Source organism: Peredibacter sp. HCB2-198 (assembly GCF_045999315.1).
Taxonomy (GTDB): domain Bacteria; phylum Bdellovibrionota; class Bacteriovoracia; order Bacteriovoracales; family Bacteriovoracaceae; genus Peredibacter.
Window position 1 is genome coordinate 714,535 of record NZ_CP174607.1, and the last position, 21,176, is coordinate 735,710.

15 protein-coding genes and 1 riboswitch are annotated in these 21,176 nt (G+C 43.6%); of the genes, 10 read left to right on the forward strand and 5 right to left on the reverse strand.

The genetic code is table 11. The annotated features are described in order from the left end of the window. Positions 1 to 6 precede the first annotated feature (6 nt). The gene (locus tag ACJVC5_RS03650) at positions 7 to 9,414 is read left to right on the forward strand and encodes a putative Ig domain-containing protein (RefSeq protein ID WP_408098030.1); all 9,408 of its coding nucleotides are present in this window, start codon (positions 7 to 9) and stop codon (positions 9,412 to 9,414) included. Here ACJVC5_RS03650 and ACJVC5_RS03655 read toward each other — a convergent pair. Further along, on the reverse strand, positions 9,411 to 10,001 hold the full coding sequence (locus ACJVC5_RS03655) for an HdeD family acid-resistance protein (RefSeq protein WP_408098031.1): 591 nt from the start codon (positions 9,999 to 10,001) through the stop codon (positions 9,411 to 9,413). The genes ACJVC5_RS03650 and ACJVC5_RS03655 overlap by 4 nt on opposite strands. Positions 10,002 to 10,124: 123 nt before the next feature. Between ACJVC5_RS03655 and ACJVC5_RS03660 the strand changes: the two genes are divergently transcribed. The 3 genes from ACJVC5_RS03660 (at position 10,125) to ACJVC5_RS03670 (ending at position 12,092) form a co-directional block, all read left to right on the forward strand. After that, on the forward strand, positions 10,125 to 10,823 hold the full coding sequence (locus ACJVC5_RS03660) for an SDR family NAD(P)-dependent oxidoreductase (RefSeq protein WP_408098032.1): 699 nt from the start codon (positions 10,125 to 10,127) through the stop codon (positions 10,821 to 10,823). Further along, positions 10,820 to 11,656, forward strand: coding sequence for a hypothetical protein (locus ACJVC5_RS03665; RefSeq protein WP_408098033.1), 837 nt, complete (start codon positions 10,820 to 10,822; stop codon positions 11,654 to 11,656). Before ACJVC5_RS03660 ends, ACJVC5_RS03665 begins: the two co-directional genes overlap by 4 nt. A 70-nt stretch (positions 11,657 to 11,726) precedes the next feature. Further along, the gene (locus ACJVC5_RS03670; protein ID WP_408098034.1) at positions 11,727 to 12,092 is read left to right on the forward strand and encodes a hypothetical protein; all 366 of its coding nucleotides are present in this window, start codon (positions 11,727 to 11,729) and stop codon (positions 12,090 to 12,092) included. On the opposite strand, the gene ACJVC5_RS03675 is transcribed toward ACJVC5_RS03670, so the two are convergent. Then, positions 12,089 to 13,135: a beta-N-acetylglucosaminidase domain-containing protein gene (locus tag ACJVC5_RS03675; protein WP_408098035.1), complete on the reverse strand. Its 1,047-nt coding sequence runs from the start codon at positions 13,133 to 13,135 to the stop codon at positions 12,089 to 12,091. The two genes, ACJVC5_RS03670 and ACJVC5_RS03675, sit on opposite strands and share 4 nt — an antisense overlap. Positions 13,136 to 13,281: 146 nt before the next feature. Here ACJVC5_RS03675 and ACJVC5_RS03680 point away from each other — a divergent pair, with 146 nt between their 5' ends. Together ACJVC5_RS03680 and ACJVC5_RS03685 are read left to right on the forward strand one after the other, a co-directional pair. Continuing rightward, the gene (locus tag ACJVC5_RS03680; protein WP_408098036.1) at positions 13,282 to 14,619 is read left to right on the forward strand and encodes a GAF domain-containing sensor histidine kinase; all 1,338 of its coding nucleotides are present in this window, start codon (positions 13,282 to 13,284) and stop codon (positions 14,617 to 14,619) included. A 115-nt stretch (positions 14,620 to 14,734) separates the two neighbouring features. Continuing rightward, entirely contained in the window at positions 14,735 to 14,995 is a 261-nt protein-coding gene (locus ACJVC5_RS03685; protein ID WP_408098037.1) for a GlsB/YeaQ/YmgE family stress response membrane protein, read from the forward strand. Positions 14,996 to 15,023: 28 nt separating this feature from the next. On the opposite strand, the gene ACJVC5_RS03690 is transcribed toward ACJVC5_RS03685, so the two are convergent. Further along, positions 15,024 to 15,512 carry an RrF2 family transcriptional regulator gene (locus ACJVC5_RS03690; RefSeq protein WP_408098038.1) on the reverse strand — a complete coding sequence of 163 codons (489 nt, stop codon included), beginning with the start codon at positions 15,510 to 15,512 and terminating at the stop codon, positions 15,024 to 15,026. Next, positions 15,509 to 15,985, reverse strand: coding sequence for a carboxymuconolactone decarboxylase family protein (locus tag ACJVC5_RS03695; protein WP_408098039.1), 477 nt, complete (start codon positions 15,983 to 15,985; stop codon positions 15,509 to 15,511). Before ACJVC5_RS03695 ends, ACJVC5_RS03690 begins: the two co-directional genes overlap by 4 nt. Positions 15,986 to 16,081: 96 nt before the next feature. Here ACJVC5_RS03695 and map point away from each other — a divergent pair, with 96 nt between their 5' ends. The 3 genes from map (at position 16,082) to ACJVC5_RS03710 (ending at position 17,766) form a co-directional block, all read left to right on the forward strand. Beyond that, complete coding sequence (gene map / locus ACJVC5_RS03700) at positions 16,082 to 16,837, forward strand: type I methionyl aminopeptidase (RefSeq protein WP_408098040.1); 756 nt, start codon at positions 16,082 to 16,084, stop codon at positions 16,835 to 16,837. Positions 16,838 to 16,853: 16 nt separating this feature from the next. Beyond that, positions 16,854 to 16,916: riboswitch (guanidine-III (ykkC-III) riboswitch) on the forward strand. Between the two features lie 32 nt (positions 16,917 to 16,948). Then, a complete protein-coding gene (locus tag ACJVC5_RS03705; RefSeq protein WP_408098041.1) occupies positions 16,949 to 17,269 on the forward strand; it encodes a DMT family transporter in 321 nt (106 codons plus the stop codon). A gap of 134 nt (positions 17,270 to 17,403) precedes the next feature. Further along, a complete protein-coding gene (locus tag ACJVC5_RS03710) occupies positions 17,404 to 17,766 on the forward strand; it encodes a response regulator (protein WP_408098042.1) in 363 nt (120 codons plus the stop codon). Here ACJVC5_RS03710 and ACJVC5_RS03715 read toward each other — a convergent pair. Next, positions 17,763 to 19,688 carry a trehalase family glycosidase gene (locus ACJVC5_RS03715; protein WP_408098043.1) on the reverse strand — a complete coding sequence of 642 codons (1,926 nt, stop codon included), beginning with the start codon at positions 19,686 to 19,688 and terminating at the stop codon, positions 17,763 to 17,765. The two genes, ACJVC5_RS03710 and ACJVC5_RS03715, sit on opposite strands and share 4 nt — an antisense overlap. A 141-nt stretch (positions 19,689 to 19,829) precedes the next feature. Between ACJVC5_RS03715 and ACJVC5_RS03720 the strand changes: the two genes are divergently transcribed. Further along, complete coding sequence (locus ACJVC5_RS03720; RefSeq protein ID WP_408098044.1) at positions 19,830 to 21,173, forward strand: PAS domain-containing protein; 1,344 nt, start codon at positions 19,830 to 19,832, stop codon at positions 21,171 to 21,173. The last annotated feature ends 3 nt before the right edge of the window (positions 21,174 to 21,176 follow it).

Genomic DNA, 21,176 nt, shown 5'->3' on the forward strand with positions numbered 1-21,176 from the left:
AAAGACATGAAGATTTTAATTCTTCTGACCTTTTTATTTTCGTTGGCCGGTTGTATGCCAAATCCGGTCGGGGGCACAGGCTCCGAGGGGAACTTTGACTCTGACTTCCAACCATATAATGTTGTCCCTAGAAATTTTAGTATCACGAGTCTGACTCCAGGAGACGCCAGTGCTATCGTGACGTGGTCAATAAGTCAGAACGCAGATTCTTATGAAATTAAGTATCGTTCTGCTTCGACGCTGGTCTTCTCTACTATAGACAATGTTACCTCGCCTTATACCATCACAGGACTTACAAACGCTCAGACTTATTTAGTTATTGTGACGGCAAAGAACTCTCGAGGAACAACAAATTCTCAGGGTCTCACCGTTACTCCAACCGACAATATTGTGGTGGTTCCAGGATCGCCGTCCCTCAGTTATGCAACATCGGCCGGAAAGGCCATCGACTTTGGTAATACCATGACGGTGGTTCCGTCTCTTTTAAATAACAATGGTGCCCCAATTACTGGTTGTTCGAGCACTCCGGCTCTTCCATCTTGGGCAACACTTAATTCTACGACCTGTGTGATCTCCGGAACACCAACTGCGCCAATGTCAGCGACCTATAATATTCGCGCCACAAACTCGGCGGGAACTTCGGCCTCTGCGACAGTTACACTGACAGTGGGAGCACTTGTTCCTGGTCTTAGTTATCTGGGAGCTCTCAATACCTCAGGCGCCATTGATGTTCCCATGATTGTGAATCCGACACTTCTGAATTCAAATGGCTCTCCTATTACCAGTTGTACGAGTTTTCCTACTCTTCCTTCTTGGGCCAGTATTCATCCAAGCACGTGTGTGATCTCAGGAACACCTGATTCAACATTGGGGCTTACTTCATATTTAATTACCGCAACAAATGCGATTGGGGACTCTATTGGCGCAACCGTTTCCCTTGAGGTAACGGCCGGAGTTCCGGAATTAAGTTATGCCGCTGCTCTAGGTACAATGAATTTTGTCGGTTCACCTATGTCAGTGACTCCAACCAAATTAAAAACGAATGGTTCACCTCTTTCAAATTGCGTGAGCTCGCCTGCGCTTCCGACTTGGGCAACCATCAATCCAAATACCTGTGTGATCACTGGTACTCCGGACGCAGATTTACTTCCTACGGTTTATTCAATTGTCGCCACCAATGCAATGGGTGACTCTGTTGGGGCCAACGTAACATTGACCGCCATCACCTTTAATTGTCCAGTCGACTACGCTGAAGTTCAGGCCAATGGCGCTTTAGGCGTGGACCGCTTTTGTGTGATGATGTTCGAGGCAAAGAATAATGCTGGAGTGGCCACTTCAGAAGCAACTGGCACTCCTTGGACCAACATCTCTCTTTCAAATGCAAAGACCGCCTGTACCGCTCTAGGTGCTGATTACGATTTGATCTCTAATCCTGAATGGATGGCGATAGCAAGAGATGCAGAGGCCCAAAATGGAAACTGGTCAACGGGGACTGTTGCCAGTGGTTTAATGCCAAGAGGTCATTCAGACAACAATCCATCGAACTCACTTGCCATCAGTAATACAGGTGATGATTATTCAGACACTCTTGATTCTGCCGGTACGGCCTGGGAACAAAAAAGAAAAATCACTCTCTCCAATGGCGCTGTCATTTGGGACTTAAGCGGTAACGCTTCAGAATGGGTCGATTGGAGAAGTACTTCAGGTCTTCAAACAGGCCCAACTAATTGTTCAGCGGCCTCTCAAGAACTTTCGGCCGTGAGCTGCGCAGGCCTTGCGAGTAATGATTATCTACCAAGCAATGTCGGACTTAGCTCTTCAAATGGTGTCGGAAGATTTATTGGTGGATCTACTGGGACCGTAGTTCGTGGTGGTTCATGGAATGATTCAGATGTCTCTGGTCTCTATTCAATCAATCTAGGGATGACAGCGACCGCACAGGCCAATGTAGGTTTCCGTTGTGTGAATCGCCCTAAAGCAGAAGATGCTCCTACTCTAAGTTTTGCTGGGGCCACTGGAACGACTGTTCTTGTGGGTGAAATGATGTCAGTTCTTCCAACAACTCTGGATGCCAATGGCGCCGCCATCACTAACTGCTCAACCACACCTGCTCTTCCAACATGGGCGACTATCAATCCTACAAATTGTGAAATCACAGGAACTCCAACTGGAGTCATGGTCCCTACCAGTTTTGACGTAATTGCGACCAACTCTGTGGGTGATTCTAATATTGCGACAGTGACTTTGACGGTCAACGGTGCGGTTCCCGTATTGAGTTATATCGGAACTCTTGGAAATAATGGCGCTGTCGGAATTCCTATGACAGTGTCTCCAACTCTTTTAAATGGAAACAGTCTCCCAATCACAAACTGTACAAGTGCTCCTGCACTTCCGGCATGGGCGAACTTGGACCCAACAACTTGTACCATTTCTGGAACACCGGATTCTTTCTTACTAGCAACTGCTTATGATATTTCGGCCCTTAACTCTGCGGGCGCTTCACTTCCGGCCAGTATCACTTTGAGTGTGGCAGCTGCAGCTCCGGTTTTAAGTTACAGTGGAGCAACTGGTGTCATCGGAAATGTTGGTGTGGCCATGAGTATTTCACCAACAACGCTAGTCGATAACGGTGCTTCGATTACTAACTGTACAGCAACTCCAGCACTTCCGGCCTGGGCCAGTATTGATTCTGTCACTTGCGTAATTTCAGGAACTCCAACCGGAACTTTACCTGCAACTACGTATACAATAACCGCCACGAACTCTGTTGGTTCAACAAGTAGTAATGTGACATTTAGATCAAATCCTTCCGTTCCATCTCTGAGTTATGCGACTTCAACTGGAACAACTATTAACTTTGGTAGCTCTCTAAATGTTGCTCCTTCATTATTAAGTGCAAATGGCGCAACCATCACTGGCTGTACCATTTCTCCGGCACTTCCGGCATGGGCCGTAATTAATTCATCGACCTGTGTGATCTCAGGAACTCCTACTCAAGATTTATCAGCAACCACATATACAGTCAGGGCAAGCAACTCCGCTGGACAATCAGTTCCTGCCTCAGTGACTTTGACGGTAAATGCTCTTCCTCCAGTCATTAGTTTCGTCGGGGCCTCTGGAACAACCAGAGCAGTAAACTCACCAATGACAGTAGCACCAACAACTTTACAATCAAATGGAGCGGCCATTACAAGTTGTACTAGTTCACCGGCCCTTCCGGGCTGGGCAACTCTTAATCCAACGACCTGTGTGATCTCTGGAACACCAAATGCGATGATGGCGACAACAACTTTCACCATCACAGCAGGTAATAGTGCAGGAACAACTAATGCGACAGTTGATCTAACTGTCATTGCAGCGGTACCAACTCTGAGTTTTGCAGGGGCGACAGGAACCATTGGTTCTGTTGGAACTCCAATGAGTGTCACTCCGACCACAATCAATAATAACGGTGCGGCCGTCACAAACTGTACCAGCACACCGGCCCTTCCTGCATGGGCAACGCTTGATCCATCAACCTGTGTGATTAGTGGTACACCGAACGCGGCCCTTCCATCGACGACATATTCAGTTATCGCAACCAACTCAACCGGTAATTCAACACCTGCGACTGTAACTCTTCGTGCGAACGTGGCGGTTCCAACTCTAAGTTATGTAGGAGCTACAGGTACAATCATAAACTACAATACCGCCGCAAATATCGCTCCTACCACTCTCAACAATAATGGTGCGGCCATCACGAACTGTACCAGTACGCCGGCCCTTCCAGCGTGGGCCACACTTAATTCAACCACCTGTGTGATTACGGGTACAGCGAATGCAGTTCTGGCTCCTACAACATATACAATTGTGGCCAGAAACTCAGCGGGTAATTCAATCGGCGCCACTCTTACTCTCCAAGTAAATGCAACTCCACCAACTCTTAGTTACCTCGGTGCTCTTGGTACCAGCGGAAATGTTGGCGTGGCAATGACAATCAATCCAACTTCATTAGTTGCAAATGGTGCGGCAGTTACAAATTGTGTAAGCACTCCAGCTCTTCCTTCATGGGCAACTCTTAATCCAGCAACCTGTCAAATTACAGGGACTCCTGATGCAGTTTTACCTGGAACCATTTTCAATATTGTCGCCACCAACTCGGCGGGAGATTCTGCTGCTGCAAGTGTCACTCTGACGGTTGATGCTTCGGTCCCGGCACTTAGTTATTCTGGTGCCACAGGAACAATGGGAACATTTGGCTCTACGATGACAGTTTCTCCGACTCTTCTTTCTGATAATGGAGCTGTGATCACTGCTTGTACAAGTACACCAGCTCTTCCGGCCTGGGCAACGCTTGATCCAGTTACTTGTGTCATCACAGGGACACCAAATTCAACTTTAAGCTCAACAACATTTACGATTAGGGCCACAAACTCTGTCGGTAATTCTTCAGGCGCTACAATAACTCTTCAAGTAAATGCCGCTGCACCTACGATTAGTTATGCAGGGGCAACTGGAACAACAGTCAATTTCGGAACTCCGATGACTGTGTCTCCTACTACACTTGCTACGAACGGAGCTCCAATCACGGCCTGTACGGCAAGCCCTGCGCTTCCAGCATGGGCAACAATTAACCAAACAACTTGCGTGATTTCAGGAACGCCTAATGCAGCTCTGGCCGGAGTGACTTATTCCATCACTGCCGTCAACTCGGCCGGAACTTCAACTGCGGCCACAGTGAATCTCACTGTAAATGCGATAGCACCAAATCTAAGTTATGCCGGCGCTACAGGAACGATTGGTTACGTGACTTTACCAATGACAGTGACTCCGACCACATTAAATGCAAATGGTTCACCAGTTACGAATTGTACGGTTGCACCGGCACTCCCAACTTGGGCGACCCTAAATCCATCAACCTGCGTGATTTCAGGAACACCTGATGCGATCATGTCACCCGTGACATACACATTGACAGCGACAAACGCTATCGGACCTTCAGTTGGAGCAAGCCTGACCCTTTCAGTGGAAAACGTTTCTCTACCTGAAATTAGTTTTGCAGGTGCCACAGGAACAACAGGTACAGTTGGTACTCCGATGACAGTTGCGCCTACGAATTTAGATGATAACGGATCAGCAATCACAAGTTGTTCTATTTCACCGGCATTATCAGGTGGACTAACGATCAATAATACAACTTGTATTATTTCAGGTACTCCGTCAGCGCTATCGGCCGCGACTGCTTATACAGTTACTGTAACAACTGCACTTGGCACAGGTTCAGATAATGTGACGTTAACAGTAAATGCAGGAATACCAACATTAAGTTATTCAGGATCAACAGGAACCACTGTCAATTTCAATGCGGCGATGTCAGTGACTCCCACAGTTTTAAATAATAATGCATCTGCCATTACTCAATGTACGGCAACACCAGCGCTCCCTGCTTGGGCCACACTTGATCCCAATACTTGTGTCATTACTGGTACTGCCACAACCGTTCAACCGGCCACGACTTATACTATTGTTGCAACAAATGCCATCGGCGGTTCACTTGGGGCGACTGTCACTCTCACAGTCAATGCTCTCGTCCCAAGCATCAGTTATGTAGGCGCCACAGGAACTTCTGGAACAGTCGGAAGTGCCATGACAGTCACACCAACCACTCTTCAAAGTAATGGTTCAGCGATTACTAGCTGTACAAGCTCTCCTACATTACCGGCCTGGGCAACTTTAAACCCGACCACTTGTGTGATCACAGGTACGCCGACTTCTCCTCAAGGTGCAACGACTTATAATATTACGGCGACAAACTCTATTGGAAATTCTGTGGCCGCAGCAGTGAACTTAAGTGTTTCATCTGCTCCACCTGTCATTAGTTATGCCGGTGCGACAGGAACAACTGTGAATTTTGGTACGGCGATGACAATTACTCCAACGACGTTACAAAATAATGGAGCGACCATTACGAGTTGTACGAGTTCACCAACTCTTCCAACTGGCCTTAACATTGATCCTTCGACTTGTGTGATTTCTGGCACGGCGACTGTGGCAGTTGCAGGAGTGACTTATACTATTACGGCGGCAAACTCCGCAGGTAGTTCTACCGGAGCAACTGTTACTCTTACAGTTAATCCACTTCCTCCAGTTTTAAGTTATAGCGCTTCGACTGGGAAAACTGTGAACATTCACTCACCAATGTCAGTGACTCCTTCAACTCTTACAACAAATGGGGCGGCCATCACGGGATGTACGGTAGCTCCAGCACTTCCAACTTGGGCGACTATCAATACCACGACATGTGTGATTAGCGGTACGCCAGATGCTATTTTGGCAGCATCCACTTATTCCATCACGGCCACTAATAGTGCCGGATCTTCTACTCCAGCATCTGTGACACTTCAGGTAAATGCCATTGCTCCTTCTATTAGTTATGCAGCGGCAACTGTAAAAATTGGTGAAGCGGTTTCTATTACTCCTACTCTTGATAATAATGGGTCAAGCATCACCAATTGTACTGCTCCGACTTTACCACTATGGGCGTTCATTGATCCTCTCACCTGTGAGATTACCGGTACTCCAAATGCACTATCTACGGGTTCATATACTGTTTCTGTGACAAACGGAATTGGAACAACAAACGCGACTCTCTCACTCTCGGTAAATGCCAATGTTCCAACTCTGACTTATACGGCCGGAACTAAGACCGGGACTTACGGAAGTCCTATTACAAGCATTGTGCCAAGTGCGCTTCTGAATAATGGTGCTGCCGTTACGAACTGTACTAGTGACCCGGCTTTACCAACTGGTCTTAACATTGATCCAGTGACTTGTGTGATCTCCGGTACACCGTCTCAATTAGTGACCAATGCTCCTTATACAATCACCGCTCACAACGCTGCAGGTGATTCGATTGGAACTGCCCTAACGATGACTATTAATCCTGGAGTGCCAACACTGGTTTATACAACAACCATGGCCGAATTCGAAACTCCAGTAACCATCAACCCAACAACTTTCTTATCAAACGGCGATACGGCCACATGTTCAGTTGGCAGCCTGCCGGCCTGGGCAAGTGTCAATGCTTCGACCTGCGTGATCACAGGTACTCCTGATGCTGTTATAGGTTTGAGTACGTTTACAATCAACGTCTCGAATATCGCCGGAAGTGTGCCAGTGACTTTTGATTTAGGAGTAAAGGCCGCGAAACCTCTTCTGGCCTATCTACCAACAAGTGGTGCGGTTGATGTTCCATTCGCACATAGTCCAAGCAATCTTGATCCGAAAGGTGGAGTCATCACAGCATGTACGGCATCACCGGCCCTTCCAGCTTGGGCGACGATTAATCAAAGCACATGTACCATCACCGGAACACCTGATGATGTTCTTCCTGGTACAATTTATACAATTACGGCCTATAACTCAGAAGGAACTGCTTCTCTGGGTGCGGATCTAACAATCACCATCAATGCCTCACCTCCTGAACTTGCTTATCCAGGCACAGTAAACGGAAGTTTCGGTGATCCTATCACTATCTCTCCGAGTATCTTTGATGAAAATGGTGCCAACATCACTTGTTCGTCAAATGCGACGAACCCTATACCAACTTGGGCCACTTTGGACGCTTCTACTTGTGTTATTACCGGTACCCCCGATAGTGCTGTTTCGGCGCAAGTTGTTTCAATTGATGTCGTAAACAGTGTAGGTACTATTACTGCGAGCTTTAGTCTTAATGTTACCGCCAAAGTTCCGGAGATCAGTTACACGCCTAACTCTAACACACTTACTTTCAATCAAGCTTTTAGTATTACTCCGGCAATTGTTCTTAAAGGAGCTCCAATTACTGGCTGCTCTGTTAATCCAGCTCTTCCAGCTGGGTTAAATATTGATAGTACAGATTGTAAGATTTCTGGGACCCCTACCACTGCTCAAGCTGCAACGACTTATACAGTGATTGCAACTACAGATGTTGGTGATTCACTTCCAACAACTATTAGTTTAACGGTAAATTCATTACCACCAAGCTTGAGCTACACTTCACCTAATACAGGAAAGATTGGGACCATAATGACGATTTCTCCTGCAACTTTGGAAACTAATGGTGCAGCAGTCACGGCCTGTTCAATTACACCTGCACTTCCAAATGGGTTAAGTATCAATGCAACGACTTGTATCATCTCAGGAACACCAGAAGAAGAAGTAAACCAATCGTTCAGTGTTACAGCGACCAACTCCGGTGGAACTTCGTCAGCAGCAAGCGTAAGTATAGAAATTACTCCAGACGCTCCTCAGTTGAGTTATTTTAATACTCCAGGAATACCGGCCTATCTTGAATCTCCAATGAAGATCACACCGACTCTTTTCAGAGACAATGGAGATCCAACGACCTGTACGATCTCTCCTGCTCTACCGGCCTGGGCGTCCCTTGACCCAACAACCTGTGTGATTACGGGAACACCTCCAGCTGTTGATACTGGAACTACCTATTCAATTACGGCAACGAATGGCATTGGAACCAGCAGTGCCACCATCAACCTTATCATTCAAGTTTGTCCGGCCAACTACGCTGAAGTTCCGGAAGATCTTACTCTTGGGACTGCACGTTTTTGTGTCATGAAATTTGAGGCCAAGGATGAAGCTGGCAAGGCAGTTTCTAAACCTGACCAAAGGCCATGGACTGAAATTAAAATTGCCGATGCCAAGGCCGCCTGTCGCGCTCTTGGTTATGATAAGCATTATGATTTGATTTCAAATGAAGAGTGGATGGCAATTGCGAGAAATATTGAGACCACGGCATCGAACTGGTTTACTGATTTTACAAGCATGCTACCTGTAGGCCACACAAGTGTGCGAGGAATTGACCCAGATTCAGATTACGATGAAAACTTATTGCCTGTGGTTGATCAAGGCGACCCGTATGATGGGACAACTGTCTTTGACATTGCAAATTTTGAACGGGGCTGGGAACAAAAACGTGCCCTCACCATAACAAACCCTAGAGGAAATGAAACAATCTGGGACTTCAGTGCCAACGCCTGGGAATGGGTAGACTGGAACCGTAAAGAGGGGCTAGATCTAGCACCGATGTGTAAGGTCGAAAAAGAATTGAAAGATCTGTTGCCAGGTGATTGTGATGGACCTTGGGCGGCCAATGATTATTTACCATTAACTCCTACTTACACTTCTGCGAATGGGGTCGGTATGTTTATTGGTAACACTGAACCTGGAGTGACTGAAACTGAAGGCTATGTGCTTCGTGGTGGTGATACGGCCATGGGTTACGTCTACACTGGCGATGATGCAGAAAGTGGAGTCGTTGAGGCCCCTCCTGCCGCAGGTATCTACACAGTTGGGATCGAAGAAAGTCCAGACTCTCGGGAAGACATCATCGGTTTCAGATGTGTCTTCCGTCCAGTTGAATACGTTGATCCTTAAGCATTCATTTGCTCACGGCCAATAGGATGAACACCTTTGTGAATACGGTGCATGTGAATTCCCAAATAAATATAGAAGATTCCCATCATTAAAAAACCCATGGCGGTCCAAAGAACAATTGTGGCAGCTCCAAAAATTAAATTCGTCAGAATCATAAATGAGAATAAAATTCCAAGAACTCCAGAAGCAAGTGGCCATCCCCAACCTTTAAATCCAGATTCACGAAGCTCAGATGCTCGGAAGATGGCCGCAATGCTGCCAAAGAGGACAAAGAATCCCACATAAACTGAAAGAGCAATTGCGGCGATATCAAGTCGCATAAGAAGAAGCGCACCAATTACTATATCAACGACCCCACCCGCAACATACCAGCCCCAGTTTTTAAGTACATCTCTGTTTCCATAAGAAGAAACAATTCTAAGAATGCCGGAAACCACAAACATCACGGCAAAGTAAAGAACCAATCCTGCATAACTAGTCAGGGGATGACCCATCACAAATAGACTCATCAAAATGAAAAGCGCACCAAGAATTTCAAAGGCCCACCACTTTCGAAAGGAATCACCGATTAATACATTATTATTCATAGTCCCTCCTTGGAATAATTCATGTTAGGCCCTTCTCTCTCAGAATGGTGAATCAATAAATCTTAAAGAGAGTTAAGGGAGAAAACGAGTTTACTCCCATTTAAGGAACCTCTAAGATGAGGTATGAAAAAAACAGTCCTTCTGATTGGCAATACTGATGGAATTGGAGCGGAGATGACTTCTGATTTGTTGAATCAGGGTCATCAAGTAATTGGGATATCAAAAAGTTCTTCGAAAATTTCTCATCCTAACTACTCTCATATTGAGCAAGATGTCGCGGCCAATAATTTCAGGTCCTCGCTTCATGAATGCTTGAGTTCTATTCCTCAGTTAGATCTATGTCTTTATCTTGCCGGCATTGGGCGAGAATTAGATCTTGCTGATCTAAAAGCTGAAACCAAAGTATTTGAAGTGAACCTCATGGGAGCAGTGATTACAACCGAATTGGTATTAGAAAAAATGCAGCTTCAAAATACAGGTCATTTTATTGGAATCAGCTCTTTGGGTGATATGCTTATTTCTCCGGAATCTCCCAGTTATACGGCCTCGAAGATTGCTCTATCTCGATACTGGGAAGGACTGGCCCTAGCACTTAAAGATAAAAAGGGCCCGGTTAAAATCTCCAATGTGCGTTTTGGTTTTGTGGATACTAAAATGGCCAAGGCACCGGTGAAGCCGCTCCAACTGACTAAAAAGGAGGCCGCTCAATTCCTCAATGAGGTCATTGATCGTCCTCGTATTCGGGCTTCAAGGCCAAAACTCATGATCCCACTAGTGGGTCTCGTAGGACTTATAAACAAGCTCAAGGTAATTTTCGAATGATAAAGACCGCCCAAAAACTCATTAAATCGGCCGATCGTTTTTTAGAAACCAATGGAAGTAAAAACTTTCATCTAAAAGCAGCAGAACTTTTAGAGACGGCCCGATTGGACAAAGAATATGATTTCGAACAACTCGTTCAAGAGAGTTTCAAAAAATCTTTTCGTCATGAGCAAAATTTCGCGCATTTTGAATTCAGTGATCTCCCAGTAACGCTTGCTCGCGGCAAACATTCGTTCATCGATATCTACTTCTGGAGAAGACGTCCTACCGTCATACATAATCATCACTTCACGGGTGCCTTTCAATGTCTTGAAGGAAAAAATTTAGATTTAGAATTTGAATTCAAAGAAAAAGAGAAGATCGGAAAATACCATGCCATGGGAGAAGTTAGGATTGTCCGTTCTCACATGATTATGCCTGGGCATATTCAGCCAATCGCTCCTTTGAATAAATTTATTCATCAGAATCATCATCACTCTGATCTTACCGTGAACCTTTGCTTCCGAACCATTGATGTCCAAAAGCAACACCTTTCAAATTATCTTTTTTCCGGCCTTCGTTTCGAGAAAAATCCTGAACTCCTCAGTAGGGTCGAACGTCTTTTCCGTTTCACGAATCTCGGAGATTTTAATCCTCAGAGACTTGAACTCAATCTGGATGATGCCATGAGTTTTCTCCTTCATACAGAAGGCTCAACTTCCCAAAATAAAAACTTTTTAAAATTAAAAAATCTTTTAGAAAAAAGAGTTAAGAAAGAAACCGGGTTAAATATCACAAAACTCTACGACCTACATGAGGCGCAGTTAGACAAAATCCAGGACGAGTACGAATAAAATTTAGGAGGCATTAACTTTACTTGCAAGGCCCTTTGAAGGAATCTCCAACACTTTAAAAGGAGATTTCATGAAGCTGCTCATTGCCCTACTTCCCTTTGTTTTTATTTCTGGTGTTTGGGCACAGGACAATCAGCAAAGAGATGCTGAGGCCATCGCTCAATTAATTAAAGTGACCAAATACTTGGCAGACTCAGACCTTCGTTGTGCGAAAGCAAGCGATTGCAAAATTATTCCAATTGGTAGCCGTGCTTGTGGTGGGCCAAGCTCTTATATGATTACTTCACAATTTAACAGCAATATGGCCGAGCTTGAGTACCTGGCCACTCAAACCGAAGTCAAACAAGCGGCCTACAACCGAAACTACAACGTGATGTCCATCTGTACTCTAGTCATGCCACCGGAAGCAAAGTGTGTGGCAAGCTACTGTCGCTAATCCGTTAGACACTCACTACCAACAATATACTTACCCTGGAGCCATTCTTTTATCTCAAGTGCTCCGGGGTCTTTTAGAGTTGAAAGCTTTTGAATATGTTCCTGTTTTAATTCTTCTGTCAAAACATCCAGGCCTTTTTCTAAAAAATCCATACGATGCTTTAAGATGAACTCTGAAAACTCCTGAGAACAAATTTCCCTTACTGCTTTCTCAAAGGCACGCTCCGCCTCTTCCCCTTCAAGGACATACATTGAAGCAAGATAAGTTATTTTTGAAAGTTCAGGTTGGTTCATCATATTAAAGCCGAAGGCCTCTGTTTCAGCGAAGGCCTCTGCACTTCTTCCCGCAAAAGGTTTAAGCTTCAAGAATTTACAATTCTTAGGACCATCATTGGCGAATAGATTCTCCCAAATAAAAGGTCTACGTTTTAAGAGTGAAGTCACACCAATTAAATGGTCCCGATCAATTACGGGCGATATGACTTTGGGCCCTGTCCAGGCGATGGAAACACTGAGTGGAACGCCATCTGCGATTTTCTCCAAATAGTGCTCAGGCATTTTACCGAACACTTTTTCAAGAATGGGATCTGGAGTGTAGTAACTCGGACAAAAAACAATTCTCTGGCGGAATGATTTTTGAATAATACTAAGGGCCTCAATCTGGGTTTCTGCCAGATGATCATTCGTTGGCATGTCATCAAAGAAAAGTCCCAAGAGATCAATGCCAAGACGATTTAATATTGAAAGCTTGTTTTCCAAATGCTTTTTGTCTTCTTCAGTAAGTGTTGTTCCTAACCCGAATGGACTAAAGCCAACTCCGAATTGAATACCAAATTTCTGAAAGTGGTTTTTCATTCCTTGAAGTTTTTGAAGATAGTTTTCATCCCAGTTTTCCCGCCAGGCCTTGCGCAGATGAGGGTCCTGTTTAGGAGCGTAGATATAGAAACTTCCACCATAACGGGCCATAAAATCCGCATAAGAGAGCCTCTTATCCATCGGCCAAGCCGGTCCAAAAAATCCTTCAACGACACCAATATTTCTCATTAATAATTTCCTAACCTATTAAAATTTAACAATTTTATTCGGGAAAATATTTCCTTTTTAAAATTAAGTACCCTCATCCGAATCGAATTTTATACTTAACCCCACATTAAGCATTGTACGTATTTTTACTTAAGCCCCAGGATCGCATGAACTCTTTCAAACCTGTCTATATGACCTATGCCCCTGATTACGAAACTGCGTTCTGTAACAGTGAACTTTTGAGACTTAATCTCTCAAATGAACTCGACTCTGGCGATCTTCACCGTGCTTTCGATATTATCACAGAATCAGTGGCCCACACGTTGAATTCGGATCAGGCAAGCATTTGGCTTTATGATTGTGAAGGGAAATACATTGTTTGTAAAAATCTCTATAAGAGAGAACAAAACGAGCATACCTTTGGTCAAAAATTAGAGACTGAACTTTATCCAAATTATTTTAAAGTTCTTAGAAGTGAAAGAGTCTTGGCGGCCTTTGATACTTACAATGATCCTGCCACTCGAGATCTTAAAGACGACTATCTCAATCCGTATAAAGTGAAGTCCCTCATGGACGTTCCTATTAGATTGAATGGAAAAAACATTGGTGTGGTTTGCGTTGAATACACCAAGGCCATACACCAATGGACAGAGGCAGAAAAAAGTTTTGCCGTTTCAATTTCAAATATAACCGCCAAAAGCATCATGGCGAGCGAACGTATTCAGGCATTGAAAGATCTTGCTGCCATTAACGATTTGCTCGAAAAATCTGTCCAAAATAAAACCAAAGAACTGGAAGAACAGAAACTTAAGACCTTTCAGGCATCAAAGATGGCGGCACTGGGGGAACTCGCTGGATGTATCGCCCATGAAATTAATAACCCTCTTACAGTTATACAAGGTAAGGCCTTTATTATTAATTCCATCGCTCGGGACAATAAAATTCAGGACACCATGTTTCAGACGTCGGTTGATTCCATCATTCAAACTTCCGAGCGAATTAGTAAAATCATGCGGGGCCTTAAGTTCTTTTCTCGCGAATGTAATATGAAAGAAAGGAGCATCACTAAACTTTCCGATATCATTGAAGAGACCCTTCTCATGTGTCGGGCGAGATTCAAAATGAATGATTGCGAGGTGAATGTCATTAATCCCTACCCGGACCTGGAGATTAACTGCCAGAGTGTTAGCATCTCTCAGGCGATCCTCAATTTGTTAAATAATGCTTTTGATGCCATTCACGATAAGATCATCCGCTGGGTCAGGCTTGAAGTCGTCTCCAATCAGCATTTTGTAGACATTAGAATTATTGACTCTGGAAAAGGCGTTCCAGATGAGATTCAGGAAAAAATCTTTACTACTTTCTTTACTACTAAACCTGTCGGTAAAGGTACTGGATTAGGTCTCCCAATTGTTTCCAACATAATAGAAGAACATAACGGACAAGTCCTGATTGATAATGAGTGCCCGAACACGTGTTTTGTCTTACGACTTCCACGAGAATGACCCATTCTTGATTTGATAAATTACTCTCTTGCGTAAAAAGTTTCATAGCTTACGCACTTCTCTGACTGGTTTGAAACTTGCAGTTTCCACTACGTCGGTCTAACAAGGAGTGATTATGATTTGGACTTTATTGGTAGGACTTGTTGTAGGCGCCCTCGCAAAATTTCTAATGCCAGGTAAAGACCCAGGCGGCATTATCATTACAATGCTACTAGGGGTGGCTGGCGCGCTTCTCGCCGGATTTGTAGGCAACCAACTCGGCTGGTACAGAGAAGGTGATGCAGCGGGATTTGTAGCGTCTGTGATAGGGGCCGTTATCCTCCTGGCCATCTATCGCGCTTTCATTGGAAGAAGACGGCAAATTCCTTCTCATTAAAAAAAGCCCAGCACATGCTGGGCTTTTTTTATATTCTCTCCAAGAACCATTCAACTGATTGTCTTAAAACTTCCTTTGAAACCTTGGCCTCAACATCTCGATTAATGTCCGAAAGTTTTTTACTGACCAAAACTTCTCTCCAAGCATCGTCCGCTTCATACATGACGGCGGCTATTGAACATATAGGAAGTCGACCCTTCTTTTCCTTCACGCTGCAGGGATTGTTCAAACGAATCTCCTGGCAATTGAAAGTACTTTTTCGTCCTTCGATGGCCTCTACAATCTGTAAGAGATTTATCATCTTGGGTGAGCGTGCAAGTTTATATCCGCCCTTTGCTCCCCTACTTGTAATCAGAATTCCTTCATTGGCCAATTGCTGGAGGGCCTTTGATAAATATTCCTTAGGCACTCCATGAAACTCGGCCAAAAGAGCGGAAGGGACAATCACGTCCTCAGGCATACGAGACAGAATTGACATGCAATGCAGGGCCCATTCAACTTGATTTCCTAAAATCATAGACCCGCTTTTTCTAAACCATACATTTTATCAAGTGAACCTGGTACGGATCTAAAAGCAATGGCAAATCGGTTCCAGCTATTAATTACAGTTACTGCCATTGTTAGTTCGACCAACTCTTTATCAGAGAAATGTTCTTTTACTTTGGCATAGATTTCATCAGGAACATGGTTTTGACTGATAAGTGTTAAGGTCTCTGCCCAAAGGAAGGCCGCCTTTTCTTTGTCTGTGAATAATGGAGATTCTTGCCAACCCGCCAGATGATGTAAACGTAGTTCTTTTTCACCATCAATCTTCGCCTCTTTCACGTGCATATCAATACAAAAGGTACAGCCATTAATTTGCGAAACCCGCAGATCAATAAGATGAACAAGTTGTTTACCCAACGAACTTTCTTTAACTAATTTTCCAAGATCGGCCAGTTTTGCGAAAGCATCTCCAAACTGTGGGTAGTAATTCATACGATTTTTCATAGTGTTACCTCGCTGCTTAATTCAGATATTATATATCCGAATTGTTTTTTTGTCCATCCGTTCAGCTTCGTGTGAATTCCATGGTATAGTCCTTCTATGACGATCAAAACTCAATTAGAACTAGAGATGTTAAAGAAGGCCGGAAGTGTTGTTTCAAACACATTGCAGTTAATGCTTCGATCTATCGAAGAAGGCATGACGACCTTGGAGCTGGATTTAATTGCTCAGAAGAATTTTGAAAAATTTGGCGCGCGATCTGCACCAAAACTTACTTACAATTTTCCGGGTCACACTTGCATCTCTATCAATGAAGAAGTTGCCCATGGAATTCCTGGTGACAAAATTATTCGCAAAGGCGACCTCATTAATATTGATGTCTCTTGTGAGTTGAATGGATATTTTGCTGATACAGGTGCTTCTATTCAATTCGATGAAGTAGATCCAAAGCTCACTGAACTTATGCTCACTACTAAGAAAGCACTTAAAGAATCTATCAAGAAGTGTCGTCCCGGAAAAAGATTAAACCTTATCGGACAAACCATTGAGACCACTGCCCGTCGTGCTGGATTTACCGTCATCGAAAATATTGGCTCGCATGGTGTTGGCAGTTCCCTACATGAGGCCCCGGAATTCATCGCGGGTTTTTATGATTCAAAAGATCGTCGCCTTATGCACGAAGGTCAGGTCTTTACGATTGAACCGTTTATTTCTACCGGTGCTCGTTATGTTGAAGAGCAAGCAGACAAGTGGACCCTTGCTACTTCTCCGCAATTTCGTACTGTTCAATATGAACACACTATCGTTGTTACCAAGAACAGTCCCATCGTCATAACCGCTAATCCGATGATTTGAAAAGAGTTCCAAAGTGTGTTAATCTGCCACAGATCCCGGACGAGACGCGCCGTACCCGGTTAAGACAAGACGACGCTTTTTTTAAACATCTAAAAAAAGAGGAGTCTACACATGGCATGGGTATTACTTATCATCGCGGGTCTACTTGAAGTGGGTTGGGCAATCGGCCTGAAGTACACTGACGGATTCACCAAACTTGTTCCTACCGTTCTCACAATTTTTGCCATTATCGCTAGCATGGGTCTTCTAGGGAAGGCCGCTCAGACACTTCCTATCGGAACCGCCTACGGAGTGTGGGTCGGTATTGGTGCAGTTGGGGCCGCCGTCTTGGGCATTGTTCTTTTTAAAGAGCCAGTCACTCCCCTTCGAATTGTTTTTATGGTCATGATGATTGTCTCTATCATTGGAATGAAGGCCACATCAGGTCATTAAAATCGTTTTTCCTCGGCCGTGGAATTTCCATGGCCGCCCTTTTCCCCAATCCTTTTTAAACACCTGTTCAACTCAGAATTTTTTGTCAAAAAAATATTAGGAAAATCTTAGCGCTATAGTACCATTACCTAATAATGAAAAAAATTCTTTTGCTTGATGACAACAAAGAGCTCTGTACTCTCATGACTGCCATGTTCAAAGAACTGGGAGCGCATGACATTAGCTGCTTTAATTCTTACGCTGAAATCATTGCTCTAAAAAATCATCAAATGAATTTTGACGTGGCCTTTCTAGATGTAAATCTTGGAGTGAATGTCCCTTCAGGAATTGATGCCTTTGACTGGTTAATCAATAGCGGATTTAAAGGCAGAATCATTTTCTTCACCGGCCATGCTCGCTCCTATCCTCTACTCAAGAAATCCATGGAACATCCAAATGTCCGCTTACTCGAAAAACCAGCAGACATTGAAATGATCCAAGCGCAACTAGATGATTAATTCTTCGGTGGAACCATTTTTCTAAGTTCATTTAATTTTGATTTTGAAAGTTTCGTGAGACCGATTTGATAAGAAGCGTTCATCCATCCGAAACCTTCCCGCGTGATATAACTAAACTTTGTCCCTACATTTCCGTATTCGGCAAATACCGCGTGAGATCTTTTCACCACATCGTATTTTTCAGGAATGGTACCATTATAGTCCATGGCATTTTTCGTGATCATATAAAGCCATTTATAAATGAGACGATCACTCTCACCTTTAAACCCATTTTGTTCCAACCCTTGCCACACAATCATTTGATGGGGGGCCCAACCATAGGGATAGTCCCATTGCCTTTCATGAGTCTTTCCTCCAACTTTTTTCAATGATTCAAGAGTAGTTGAAACCAGACCGCCTTTAACTTCAAGTAAGGGCATGACCTTCTTTACTAGAAAATCCATTTCTGTTTCATTCACTAACCTTGTTTCCGGATTTTTTACATCATAGGTCCAAAGAGGATATAAATTAGTGGCACTCTGGTAATGAGATCGTACTTTCTTTTTCCAGTTGTAATCAGAAAACCCTTTTCCTTCTTCCCACAAATACTTCCGCATGAGTTCTTTTCTTTTCGCCGCTTTTTTTCTGAATTCTGCGCTTTTAAAGTTTTCCAGCTTTCCATGAAATTCTTGATCTAAAAGAAGAGCAATATCGAGTTCCGTTTTATAAAGAAGTGAGTTCAGATCAACAGTCACAAAATCTGCGCACTGGTCTTTTCCTCCAGAGCTCCAGCGAAAGGTCGTATCATGTCCAGATTCTCGCACCGCCTGATCATGAATAAAGTACTCTTTTAATTCTGGTTCTTGGATTTTTCCTTCATCAAAGGACCTTTGAAATTGCGCGATGGTAAGTTTATGTTTCTTGGCATAGGGCCCTAGAATTTTATCAAAGTGTCCTGGTTCAACTTCAGGCGGAATCTCAGGTGCCTCTCCGAAATAGCGATTAAGACCTATTTCAGTCATATGTCCACCTCTCATCCAGACCTCAGAGTATTCTCGAATGGCCGCGAGAAGAGAGATTTTCAACCACTCTCTGGTTTCCGTTGTTCTTGGCAAGTGAGGAAGAACCGCCAAGATCATTGAGGTCAAAAAAGGAGGCTGTGATCGAGAAAGATAATAAGACCTGTTCGCATTCAAGACCTTACCATAGTGAGTGATCTCATAAACAAAGTTATCAACCAAACCTAAGGCCAGTTCAATTTTCTTGTCTTGAAGAAGGCCCAGAATTTGAAAATAACTGTCCCAGCCATACATTTCATTAAATCGCCCACCGGGCACGACATAAGGAACTCCTTCAAGACGGTCTTTTCCTTGATGAAGTTTTAAAGTCAGAAGGCCATGCTTGTTTCTTAAACTTTTCAGAAACTTCAGATCATAGTGAGTGGGCACGGTCTTCACTTGAATGTTCTTATCACTTCCATAATACTTTTTGGCCAACTCATCACTGGCCGGAACGTACAAAATATTTTTCTGAGGCTGATGAATTTTCGAATCGGGCATGACCTGCTTCAAATGCTCTTTATCAATTCTTCGTGTAAGTCCATGCCAATAAAAATCTCTAATCAGTCGCGAAATACGATCCACTGGATTTTCAAATATTTTCTCTTCATCAATTTTATCGGGAGTAACACCATCTTCCGTTTGGAGTTTTAATTCTTGTAAAAGATTCGAGAGATGATAAACACCACTCACTCTAATTTTCGGAGAGAGTTCAAAAAAAGCATTGTTAGGAATTTTATCCAAGACCGTTATTTTCTTGTCCCTGTCCCGATCGAATTCTTTAAGTAAACGATTCATATTTGATGGAGCATCAAGTTCGATGGTCTTTGAACATATTGAATTTGATAGAACCAGAAGGAGAAGAGGGTAAAGAGAGGGTCTCATCCAGAAATTATGCAGTTTGGAGTCTTTCCCAGCAATTTGCATGGCTTCCGAGTATTTCCATAAGGCTCTGTGGCCTAAGATTATTTAAGAAAGATGATGTAAATCATGAAATAAAAACCGATAAGGCCTTCAAATAGAGCTATGAAAAAACCAATCCCAGTTCCCAAAGAAGTCCCATTTGAAGCCGAAGAACTCTTTTTTTCCACTACGGATTTAAGGGGGATCATTCAATTTGGTAATGATGTTTTTATCCGCATTAGTGGTTATCCCAGCGAGACCATCCTGGGTGCCCCTCACAATATTATCCGCCATCCGGACATGCCAAAGTCTGTGTTCAAACTCTTCTGGGACACTTTAAAAGCGAATAAACCAATTGGTGCTTATGTAAAAAACATGGCGGCCGATGGTCGATACTACTGGGTGTTTGCTTTTGCTTTTCCTGTTAATGGTGGCTATCTTTCAATTCGCTTCAAACCATCTTCAAAAGTTTTCGATCGAGTTCAGGAGATCTATGCGCATGTCCTTGCACATGAGAAAGAAACCTCCATGGACGATGCGGCCCCACTTCTTCATGAACTTATTCGTAAAGAAGGTTTCCGTGACTATGAAGACTTTATGGTCCAAGCGACGATTCTGGAGCTAAGTTCTAGGGACAAGACCCTTAAGGCATCAAAAGAGACAATATCAAATGATCACGTGATCCAAGACATTTCCGAAGTGACTTCTAAAACGGCCACAAGTCTGGATCAGAACTTTGCCAAGATCAGTGCCTATCAAAAAAGTAATGAAGTTTTCATTAATAGCGTGAATATGCTTGAGAATGAATTTAATAAACTTAAATTCCTTTCCATTAACATGAAGATCCTGGCCGGAAATTTCGGCGACGAGGCAGTTACTTTAGGAGTGATCTCAGAAGAGTTTTCAAACCTTGCGACCAAAATTGAAGAGCAACTCACTAGCTTCTCAAGCTTTGTACATGAACTCCAAAATGCCATTAAACACTGCTCTCTTCATCTGGCGGCCCTTAAGACTCAAATGATTATGGTGGATTTCTTCGTGAAAGAATCCATTAACAAGCTTTCAACTTCCGAAAATGCTTTTGCCGGAATGTTACAGAATCGTGAGGTCTTCACATCACTTTTCACTCACTCCATCAAGACTCTGGCCCATGAATTGGAAGTGCTTCAGAATCGCCTCAACTCAATCACAACACAAATTAAAGACATCCAGAAATTCATTAGTGGACTGGAAGTGATTAAGCAAATCGGGGCCATTGAATCTGCACGAACAGATGAAGTAAAAAAGTCATTTGATTATTATCTTACTGAAATGGATAGCTTTACCACGCTCCTTTCTCGAACCATTTCCACCCTGAATGAACAGCGAGATGTTCTTTCAAAAAATACCAATGAGATTTATCAATCTTCAGATCGTGTTTCCGGGAACATCGAGCGTCTTTTTGAAATGGCGCTTCTAAAAGGTTAACTT